General features: G+C 37.9%; 14 protein-coding genes. All 14 read left to right on the forward strand.

From position 1 onward, the window contains the following. Nucleotides 1–184: 184 nt before the first annotated feature. The 14 genes from PLK24_RS04470 (at nt 185) to PLK24_RS04535 (ending at nt 10,019) form a co-directional block, all read left to right on the forward strand. Nucleotides 185–346 (forward strand): hypothetical protein, encoded by a 162-nt coding sequence (locus tag PLK24_RS04470; protein WP_324476702.1) that lies wholly within the window; start codon nt 185–187, stop codon nt 344–346. Next, complete coding sequence (locus PLK24_RS04475) at nt 336–584, forward strand: hypothetical protein (protein ID WP_324476704.1); 249 nt, start codon at nt 336–338, stop codon at nt 582–584. Before PLK24_RS04470 ends, PLK24_RS04475 begins: the two co-directional genes overlap by 11 nt. A gap of 91 nt (nt 585–675) precedes the next feature. Then, entirely contained in the window at nt 676–846 is a 171-nt protein-coding gene (locus tag PLK24_RS04480; protein ID WP_324476705.1) for a hypothetical protein, read from the forward strand. Between the two features lie 317 nt (nt 847–1,163). Continuing rightward, nucleotides 1,164–1,556: a hypothetical protein gene (locus PLK24_RS04485; protein ID WP_324476707.1), complete on the forward strand. Its 393-nt coding sequence runs from the start codon at nt 1,164–1,166 to the stop codon at nt 1,554–1,556. Nucleotides 1,557–1,776: 220 nt separating this feature from the next. Continuing rightward, nucleotides 1,777–2,181 (forward strand): helix-turn-helix domain-containing protein, encoded by a 405-nt coding sequence (locus tag PLK24_RS04490; RefSeq protein ID WP_324476709.1) that lies wholly within the window; start codon nt 1,777–1,779, stop codon nt 2,179–2,181. A gap of 333 nt (nt 2,182–2,514) precedes the next feature. After that, nucleotides 2,515–2,742 carry a helix-turn-helix domain-containing protein gene (locus PLK24_RS04495; RefSeq protein ID WP_324476711.1) on the forward strand — a complete coding sequence of 76 codons (228 nt, stop codon included), beginning with the start codon at nt 2,515–2,517 and terminating at the stop codon, nt 2,740–2,742. Nucleotides 2,743–2,960: 218 nt separating this feature from the next. Then, nucleotides 2,961–3,524: a tyrosine-type recombinase/integrase gene (locus PLK24_RS04500; protein ID WP_324476713.1), complete on the forward strand. Its 564-nt coding sequence runs from the start codon at nt 2,961–2,963 to the stop codon at nt 3,522–3,524. Between the two features lie 17 nt (nt 3,525–3,541). Continuing rightward, on the forward strand, nt 3,542–3,808 hold the full coding sequence (locus PLK24_RS04505; protein ID WP_324476715.1) for a hypothetical protein: 267 nt from the start codon (nt 3,542–3,544) through the stop codon (nt 3,806–3,808). Between the two features lie 348 nt (nt 3,809–4,156). Further along, the gene (locus tag PLK24_RS04510) at nt 4,157–4,411 is read left to right on the forward strand and encodes a hypothetical protein (protein WP_324476717.1); all 255 of its coding nucleotides are present in this window, start codon (nt 4,157–4,159) and stop codon (nt 4,409–4,411) included. After that, nucleotides 4,408–6,195 (forward strand): helix-turn-helix domain-containing protein, encoded by a 1,788-nt coding sequence (locus PLK24_RS04515; protein ID WP_324476719.1) that lies wholly within the window; start codon nt 4,408–4,410, stop codon nt 6,193–6,195. The genes PLK24_RS04510 and PLK24_RS04515 overlap by 4 nt, the downstream gene beginning before the upstream one ends. A 375-nt stretch (nt 6,196–6,570) precedes the next feature. Further along, nucleotides 6,571–7,842, forward strand: coding sequence for a DnaB-like helicase C-terminal domain-containing protein (locus PLK24_RS04520; protein WP_324476721.1), 1,272 nt, complete (start codon nt 6,571–6,573; stop codon nt 7,840–7,842). Beyond that, on the forward strand, nt 7,835–8,989 hold the full coding sequence (locus tag PLK24_RS04525; protein WP_324476723.1) for a toprim domain-containing protein: 1,155 nt from the start codon (nt 7,835–7,837) through the stop codon (nt 8,987–8,989). The genes PLK24_RS04520 and PLK24_RS04525 overlap by 8 nt, the downstream gene beginning before the upstream one ends. A 3-nt stretch (nt 8,990–8,992) precedes the next feature. Beyond that, the gene (locus PLK24_RS04530) at nt 8,993–9,592 is read left to right on the forward strand and encodes a hypothetical protein (RefSeq protein ID WP_324476725.1); all 600 of its coding nucleotides are present in this window, start codon (nt 8,993–8,995) and stop codon (nt 9,590–9,592) included. A 40-nt stretch (nt 9,593–9,632) separates the two neighbouring features. Continuing rightward, on the forward strand, nt 9,633–10,019 hold the full coding sequence (locus PLK24_RS04535) for a phBC6A51 family helix-turn-helix protein (protein WP_324476727.1): 387 nt from the start codon (nt 9,633–9,635) through the stop codon (nt 10,017–10,019). The last annotated feature ends 21 nt before the right edge of the window (nt 10,020–10,040 follow it).

Genomic DNA, 10,040 nt, shown 5'->3' on the forward strand with positions numbered 1-10,040 from the left:
AAAACCCAAATAGGAAGGGAATTTAAACCGGTAGTTCTTTTTGAAAGCGACTTTTCCAACTGTGAAGAACTTCAAAACAAAAGCGAGGAAATGAGCGCTCAAGGGTTTAGGGTTTACCGGGTAACGTTTATAGATAAATCTAACTTCTGAGTTAATTCCTGGCCTTTTAAGCGGGGTGAGAATAATGACATTGAAACAAAGAATTAAACAAATGGAAAAGAAAACCAAAATTAGTGAAAAAAATACTCTGTCCGGGGGCGAGATTGCCCAAAGAGGAAAAGAAATTGAGGAGCTATTGGAACAATTAGATACCTTAAAGAAAAGGATAGAAAATCATGAGACTTAATGAAAGATTAAAAAAGCTGGAAAACCAAGCTTCTCCCCTTGATTGGAGCAAGGTTAAAATTTATAGCTGGGAGAATACACCTGAGGAATTCGAGGAATTGGCACGACAAGAAGCAGCCGGTGAGACTATCGTAATAAGGGTAAAGCTTTTAAGCAAAGAAGAAGATATAGAACCACCTGGACCGCATTTGAAAGACGTTAAATTGAAACCCGGGCAAAAAATAGCTATTGTATTGTAATTTATACGCTTTGAGAAGGCACAGGAGCCCTCTTTCTTTTAGTGGGTGGTATGTTTATACCTTTTTAAAAAGATAGAGGGTTTTTGCGACGTTGAGTGCTTATAAAAATGAAATTCAGGGCAATTTTTTAGGGGTGTTTTGTCGCATTATAAAAAGGGGTCCGGAACTTACACATGAGGCAATGTATCCAGAGAGTAAAAAGGTCAATATGGTGGCGGAAAACACGGCAAAGGAACAAAAACAAAGACTGAAAGCGAAATGATTTCGTTTTCAGAAGATACCGCAAATAAGACTGGTTTTTCTGCTCGAACCGTTCAGCAAAAAAGAGGATCCGGAACAATGCAGCAATTAACATTTCAGGCTCTCAAAACGGAATGCGAATTAAACTTGATGTTCCTGAAGTTCCGATTGTCATCGGTTGTTTCACAGCTAAGATAGTATCTCAGGAGGAGCTAAATGGAAAAAATTTGTTTTTTATCGTCCTTACCCGATATCCAATACTGAGATAGCCGAGGTTATTAAATTAACTCTATTACGAGGAAAAGCCTTTAAGGTAACTATAGAAGAAGTTGAGTGAAAATGGCAAAGTATGATTGGTCAAAGATCAAAGCTGAATACATCCATCAAGATATTACACTGGAAGAATTGGCAAAGAAATACAATCGCAGTTTTTCTACTTTAATGAAGCGGTCTGCAAAAGAAAAATGGAATGAAGAGAGGAAGATATATAGCAGAAAATTGGAAGAAAAGAAACAAGAAAAAATGTCAGATATTCTTGCTTCTGAATCAGCGAGCTTTGATGCCAGTTGTCTTCGACCAGCGCAATCGGCAATCGAGCTTATAGAAAAGCGGATAGTGGAAATCAAGAAGAAAGCAACTCTCAGTTACGAAGATACCAAGGAGCTTGAGAAATTGAGCTCAGCGTTAAAAGCCTTTCAATCAGTTGGCAAATGGAGTTTTGGGACTCTATAAAAAAAGGGAATCACCAAGAATAAATGGAGTTTTTGGAGTCTATAAAAAAAGGGTATCGCCACTTTTTCGACACGTTAAGGGTATTTTGTGAGTTTTGCGAGGTGGTTTTCCACCTGGGGAATTGTATTTTTATGATCCATTTACCAGAGGATACCAAAGGGTGTAAACTTTTTGGTATCAAAATTGGTAGGGGTATTAACCAGGGTGAGGGGGGTTATTCGTGAGTGGTGAAAGCTATACCATTAAAGAATTATCTCAAATTACAGGCTATTCAACAAATACCATAAGAGGGTATATCAAGGGTAACAAATTAAAAGCAAATTTGGTAAATGGAAAGTACCAAATTGATCAAGCTGAGGCCGAACGGTTTTTTAAAGTGGGGAATCAAGCTGGTACTACCAGCACTACCAAAATTGATACCAATTTTGATACCAACCTGGTAACAGAACTTAAAGACCGGATCCACCAGTTAGAGAGCGATAAGGCTTTTCTACAAAAGCAAATCCTGGACTTACAAGAGACTATCAAAATGCTTACTATTCGGAAATTACCAGGGTACCAAGAGGATACCAGAGGGGTACTCACCAGGGTAAAAGAATGGCTGGTGGGGAAGAAAGAGAAATAAAAAGGCCTGATTTTTCCCACCACTTTTAAGGAAAAAAGCGATAAAGTGTGAAAAAATTTTTCATATTATCGGTTATTTGTATTATCTTCTGAAATATTCTACCACAGCACCATCATTTTAAACCACCAAAAAAATACCTTTACTATGCTATTTATAGCGATTAAATGGGTAAAAATATGGGAAAAGTGGTGAGGTTCAGGTTCCTATAATCTACATTATGTAAAATAAATATAAGAAAGTGGGGGTAATTTTGTGGAAAAAAGAATGGAAAAGAAAAGAAAATAATGGTATAATGGTAGCACGATTTGAAACCGAAAACAAGGGGGTAGAAAAATGCCACGTGAAATATTGGGTGAGGAATTTTTCACCATTGAGGAAACCGGAAAAATATTAGGGCTTTCCAAGGTAGCGATCAGGGATATGCTGAAAAGAAAAAGGATAGAAGGCCGGAAAATTGGGACCAGGTGGTATTTCACCAAAAAGGATATGAAAGCGTTTTTGGATCGAAAGTCACCACCACCAGGAAGTATAGAGGAAGGCTTAGAAGATATGGGCTTATAATTTTAATTCTACGGCACCTGAGAGGGCAAATAAGGGAGGTTTATTTTAAAAGAGGTGTTATTTATCGAATGGAATTTTAAAAAGGGTTCCTGGGGCATTTGGTGAAGTAATGGAAAAATAGAATACCGTTTTTATTTCCCATCCCAGGGAAAACCTGTAAAAGTGAAAATAGAATACCGGAAATATACCTTTTCGGTACTATAGGGAGAGGATCCGGAATGAAAAGAAAGATACCGGAAGTTTTAACCACAGAGGAACAAAGGGTATTTTTGCGGACCTTCAACCGGAAAGCCCAAACCGGTTTAAGGAACCATGCCATGATGAGACTTATGTTAGACGCTGGTTTGCGCTGTGGTGAAGTGCTGAACTTGCGGACCAGGGATATTGACTGGAAAACCGGAAAGATCCATATTCACCAGGGAAAAGGAAAAAAGGATCGGGTGGTATGGCTGAATGATGACGCCTTAGAGGTCCTGAGGCAATGGAAAGCGATAAAACCGGAAAGCGATCTTTTATTTACCACCTTAAAAGGGGGAAAGATTAATGATCGCTATGTGAGGGCATTGGTAGAACGAAAGGCCAAACAGGCGGGAATTGAAAAAGATATCCACCCTCACACCTTACGCCATACCTTCGCAACCGATATTTATCGGGAAAGCAAGAATTTAAGGTTGGTTCAAAAAGCCCTGGGCCATTCTTCAATCAAGATTACAGAAATTTACACTCACATAATTGATGAAGAACTAGAAAGAGGTATGAAATACTTTAGAAAGATATCATAAAACGGGAGGGAAAAAAAATGAAACCAATTAAAGTTTTAATCCATTGGTATTTGGGGCAAGGATTGGGACTACAAGGGAAATTTTATAACAAGTCTAAACGGGAGTGGCAATACGTTAGCAATCCACCCTCAACCATGTGGGAGGCTTTTCTTGAAATGAAAACATCAAAAGGATTAGCTTGCACAAAGTGTGAAGAAGTATTTTTTGAGCGTCCAGGCTGGGGGATGGGTGACGTTTGGGGAGAATATGAACTACATGAAGGAATTCATAAAAATTCAATATGAGGAGAAAAAAGGAGAGAAAAATGGATCTATTTTTTATTAAAAAGTTGAACAACCATTTAATTCTATGCCTGGATGGTAAAGAACTAATTTGTGAGCGCTATTGATGAATTTAAAAAAGAAGCTTGAATTTTTCCACGGGCATTATACAATATATAGATAATATAAAATAAAAAAATACTAAATATTGTGGTATAATAAAAAGGAATGCCCGGGGAACTTGCGGCGACAAGCCCGGGCAGTGGGTGAATGGTTAACCCTCCAGGTTTTCCATTCAAAAATGAGCACCTTCATTTTAACCCACTTGCCCGAATTTGTCACCCCCCGAAAAAATAATGGAGGTGATCTTTTTTGGAGAACCCATTAAAAATCATTTTGGAAAAAAACAATTTAACGCCCAGGATGTTATCAATAGCCACCCAAACCCCAGTTTCTTATATTTATAACACCCTATCGGGGTTGAACCCGATACCGGGAAGAATATTGGAATTCTTTAAAAACATTGGAATTGATACCGCATACCTCATTAAAGAATTCGAGGAATACCGGCACCACCAGCAGCAGAAGATCATAAAAGAAATTACACAAAAGGGAAAAAATAAATGAGTTTAAATGATGAAGAACTTCAAAAACTAAAGGAGCTGGATCCTGATTTATTTTCCTTAATTGCTTTGCTTTCGAGGGTTAAAATTCCACCCGGAGAAATTGGGGAAACGTTAGAACAAATCAATAAAAATATTGAAAACCGGCTGAGGAACTTGCCAAACAATCTTAATCCGGATGAGTTATTACAAATCATAAATAATATCGTTATTGAAACAATTCCAGAAGAAATTAAGCAACAGATTGGATCAAAAAGTATTGAATTATTAATGAATATCGTTTCGATATTTATTGATATTGCTTTTACCACTTTAACCCTTACGAAAATTAAAAAAGAGATCGAAAAAATTGCAAGTACAACCCCAGAAAAAGATGAAGCTATTCGGAATCTGAATCGAATGCACGCAGAAAGCCAAAAAAAGAAAAACAAAATCATAAAAAAATTTATTGATCTTTTCTCCAAAAATCTCTCCTTGAAAGAGCCAGAAACCACCTCGCCATTTATAAATGGATTGGCGCCCTTTGCCAGTAATCCCACGGCCTTTGGAGCAACAAAGGCATTTTTATCGAAAAATTGGAAAGAAGACGATGAGGGACGCCCTTATTTTATCCATGCCATAGAAGGCGAAAGACTAAAAGGAAAATTTTCATACCAAGTTATTTTAAAGCAAGGCATACCAATTGAGCTGGTTCAAAAGGAACTGGCCTGGGATTTGGTGAATCAATTAGGAATCGACACCGCTTGGATCCACTTATTACTTTTATCTTACGCAGCAATTACCACCAAAGAAAATAGAACTTTTTGCATTCCAAGAGAAGAATTTTATAGATGTTTAGGGTTAGCTACGAGGAGAGATTTAAGTCGTGAGGAAAAAGATAAAAAGTGTATTGAAATTCTTAACCAACTCCAATCAATTGGATTGCAAATTTTAAACCTTGAATTCACCGGAAAAATTCAAAGAAAAGGTAGGGAAGTGCAAGCTTTCAATTATCAAAATGGAACCTATCCACTTTGGGATATACATTTAAAAAAGTTCGGTCAAGGGACCCTTGATGTGAAAGATGGAAAATTAGAATGTGACTACAAAGATTGGCAAATAGTGGGGCGTGATGGAATTTGGGGGGATATCTTTTTGCATGGCGAACCCTCAATGAGGCAGTTTGGGTTTTTGGCCAGAGAAATGCTCGAGAAAGTGGAACGCCAAAGAGATAGCATAAGTGCCACCCTGGCCGTCTTATTAACCTTCAAAACCCGGTTTGAATGGGGCAAAAATTTTGAAATTTCCAATCAGGAGATCATTGAATTTTCCGGCCGAGAAACTCAACCCGAAGACCGCAAAAAGCGGGGAGAAATTAAAAATCAAGTTATTAATGCCATTTTGGAACAGGAAAAATGGGGATGGCAATTTAATTTTAATTCCTGGCCGAAATATCTCAGGCCAGGTGAACAAGTAGGGAGAATTAAAAAAAGATATTGGGACGAATTTTTAAATTGCAAAACCCTTTTTATTCCACCCCCTCCTCTCAAAGAAATAAGCCAAAATTGCAAATATTTACCCCCAATATCAAGAAAAAATAAAGCAACCAAGACAAAAGCCTGGACCGGGGAAGAAATTCGAGAGTTAAGGCAATCGTTAAAATGGACAGCGAAGCAGTTAGCCAATTATTTGGGAATTTCAAATTCTATGATGAGCCGGTTAGAAAGCAATAAACGAGCGGTTAAGCCGGAATATAAAAAGAAACTCCAATTCCTGGAGAAGAAAAAAAAAGATGAACAACCCAAATGATTGAACTTTGACAACCCATTGACAACCCATTGACAACTTGGCAACAGGTAAAAAATTTATCAAAAATAGTAAGAAGCCTATTCACAGAGCGAAAAAAAGGAAAAAAATGAATTGACAAAAATGCTCGAAGTGCCCGACAAAAATGCTCGAAGTGCCCGACAAAAATGCTCGAAGTGCCCGACAATAATTTATTTCAAAAACTTTGGTAATGGTATCCATAGAGCAAAAAAATGAAGTTTTCAAAAAATTCCAAAAACCCCTATAAGTAAAGTAGTAAAGTACACACCCACACGTCTGTAAAACCGTGTGGGGTGTGACTTTCCTTGAGAAAAAGAGTTGACAAAGGGCGAAAATGAAAGAAAGGAGATCGAAGAAATGCCAGAAAAACACACGCTTGAGGTTGATTATTATGATCCCATCCTGGAAAGATCGTTATTGGCAGCGATAGCGAAGAAACCAGATCTTTTTTATGAATTGATTGATTTACTTACCCTTGAGATATTTGGAAACCCTGAGAATCGCAATTTTTATTCTCAAATTGAAGCGGCAGCGAAAAATGATAAACCCATGCCTGTGATAGAGGGAGAACCAACCGAGAATCCACGGGGGGCAGCTGAAGAACTCATAAACCTGTATCAAAAAAGGTTAATGGCAAAGGCTATAGAAAATGGGATAAAGCTAATAAAAGAAAACCGACAAACGGGTGAGATCTTAAATACTATCCAGGAAGAATTAAATAGATTGCAACAAGCAATTTTAGAACTAAAATCCGGTGAATGTTTTTCACTTGATGAATTATTTCCAAAAGTTGTAGAGGATGCAAAAAATAAAGAGGAAATGAAAAAACAAAGGAAGGCAATTGGCTTACCAACTGGAATTCAAGAAATTGATGATCTTTTAGGTGAGTTACAACCTGGGATCCATTTATTAGCAGCTGAACCGGGAGCCGGTAAAACCACCTTTGCCTTACAAGTGGCAATTAAAGCAGTTGAAACTGGATACCCAGCCCTCTTTATTAGCTATGAGGAATCCTTGCAAACCCTTGCATTAAAAGCAGTTTGTCAGCGTTTAAATTTAAATGGCGGAAACTTTATTTTAAAAAATTACCGGGAGGGAAAGGGAAATATTGAAGAATTAAAACAAGCTCAAAGGGGAATTAATTTAAATAAGTTATTTTTCCTTGAGGGAAATTCACGCTTGAGGGTTTCTACTGTAAAGGCTAAAGCCTTGCAGATCATGGCAAAGTATAGGGCGGAAAAAATTTTAATTGTGGTCGACTACCTTCAAAGATGGTCCGCAATTCAAACCCCCGAAGACGAAAACCGGAGGGAATATCGGCATATTGTGGGCGATCTGGTTTCTGAATTGAGAGAATTGGCAAACCGGTTAAATAGCCCAGTATTGATTATTTCCAGCCAAAATAGGCAACAACAAGGCTCACCAAGCCTAACCTCATTTAAGGAAAGCGGCGATATTGAATATTCAGCCGATACGGCTATTTTTTTAATTAACAATAAAGAAAAATGCGTAGACGGCCGAAAAGTTAAGCTGCAGATCTTGAAAAATCGGTTTGGAGATATTGGAGAAGTTGAAATGATATTTAAACCGGCTAAATCAATTTTTAGGGAGAAAAAGGTTAATGGTTGATAATGTTACCTTATCCTTGAGAGAGATTGAGAACTACCGGGGTCAGGGAAAAGGGAAGCCATCTGGTAAGTATTTGAGATTTTTTTGCCCGATTCACGGAGGAGATCATCAAAGAAGTTTTCAACTGAATTTAGAAACTGGCCATTTTAAATGTTTTACCTGTGGGGCCTGGGGGTATCTCGAAGAATCTAAAAAAGAATGGAGAAAGGATAAGATCCAACCTTATCATGAGCCGATCCCAAAGCCCGAGGAAGTGAAACCCAGGCCGGAATTAAGGTTAATTCTTGAGGAACTTCAGAAAGCATTAAAAGGGTCCTGGGGTGAAAAATATCTTGAGAGGCGAAAAATACCTTTATCAATTGCTCAAAGTTGCGGGATAGGGTATGCGGAATCAGGTAAATGGCCACATCTGGGAAAAGATGGGAAACCAATCTATCAATGGAAATGGGGCCGGCTGGTTTTTCCACATACCAACCTCCAGGGCGAAATCATCAACCTGTATGGCCGAGCGGTAGGAAGTGATGAGAAGACACCAAAGGAAATAAGGCACGATCATTTACCCGGCCATAAAGGAATATTCAATGCCCAGGCTTTAAATAGCCCAACGGTTTTTATTTGTGAAGGTGGCTTTGATGCTTTATCACTGATGGCAGCTGGTTATAAAAATTCCTGTGCGGTGTTTGGAGTGAATGGATTACGGTGGTCTTGGGTGAAAGCTCAAAGGGTGGTTTTTTGTTTTGATCAGGATACAGCCGGTAGCCAATGGAAAACCCTGGCCAATGAGGGCTTTATGCTGGGAAAAGAGATTTATTTTTTGCCCAGTGAGGTGTTTGGTGGCTGTAAAGACCTAAATGAATTATGGGTAAAGAAAGAAAAGATTGAGATTGGAGAATGGGAAGAACCGGAAGTTATAACCCGATTGCCAGGGGAAGAAGATGAGATCATGACTATGATTCAAGAAACTTATAGGGTTATATCCGGAATGTATAAGCCAGGTTATTTGGCTTGGTGTGAAAAAGATAATCCCAAAAAGTATCAGGAGATTGAGGAGATCCAAGGTTGTATTGAAGAAGCAGCCGAAAACAAAGATATTGAAAAGTTAAAAATTGAGTTAAATAAATTGGTCGATCTTTTTAAAGGGAGGTAAAGAATGAAAGAACAAGAAATAAACGATTTAATTAATGGATTTATTCGCATGGGTGGATATTATGGCAAATATTCGATGCTATTAATAGATCTTCGCTATGTTATTGAAGACCACCAGGAGAAAACAGTTAATGAGTTATTAAATAGCGAAATGTATAAAAAAACGCTTGAAAAACAAATGGAGATAGAAAAAGAAATAGGTAGCAATGCAGAGGAAGATGCCAATCTTTTTAGAAAACTTTTCTATTTACCGAAGTTTAAGAAAGTATGGGGCGAAGAAGCGAAAGAAGCAGAATATAAATTTGAGCAAGAGTTAATGAGTTATTTTATGAATATCCGGGACAATCCATTATTTGAATTGGCAATTAAGGAATTTATAGAATTAGGAGAAATACCTAACATTGATTCAACCCAAAAGGCCTTTGATTTTTTGCTTTCTCTTTATCTGTATAAGAAAAAAGGGGACTGGAAAGCGGAGATGGAAGCCTGGGAAACGGAGCAAGAAGAAAAAAGTATAAAAGAAGCCCAGGAACATAATAAACGTTTATATGAGGAACTATTGAAAAAAATTCACACGAAAAACAGTAAGAATGATTTAGTTTAAAGTGTTTTTAAAATGAAGAAATGAAAGGAATTAGCCCAAAATGATAGAAGTTAGCAAAAAATTAGAGCGGAAAAAGGAAAAGGCCATAGCTTGTCTTATCACCCAACCCACCATTACCCTGGCCGCACAAGAGGCGGGGATATCTCAAAGTACCATGTTTCGATGGTTGAATGACCCGGAATTTCAAGCAGCCTTTCGGAAAGCTAAAAAAGAAATAGTTGGTCATGCCCTCACTCAGGTTCAAAAGTCTGTAACCAAAGCAGTTGATACTTTGCTTGAGGTAATGGGTAATGGGGTGGTGGAAAGTGCCAAGGTATCAGCAGCCAAAACCATTTTAGAATTGGCAATAAGAGCGGTAGAAATTGAAGACTTAGAGGAACGCTTAGAAGCCCTGGAAAAGAGGATGATGGATAATGAATGCCATTGAGCAAAGAATAAAACGCCTGGA

This window comes from Atribacter sp., assembly GCF_035418125.1.
Taxonomy (GTDB): domain Bacteria; phylum Atribacterota; class Atribacteria; order Atribacterales; family Atribacteraceae; genus Atribacter; species Atribacter allofermentans.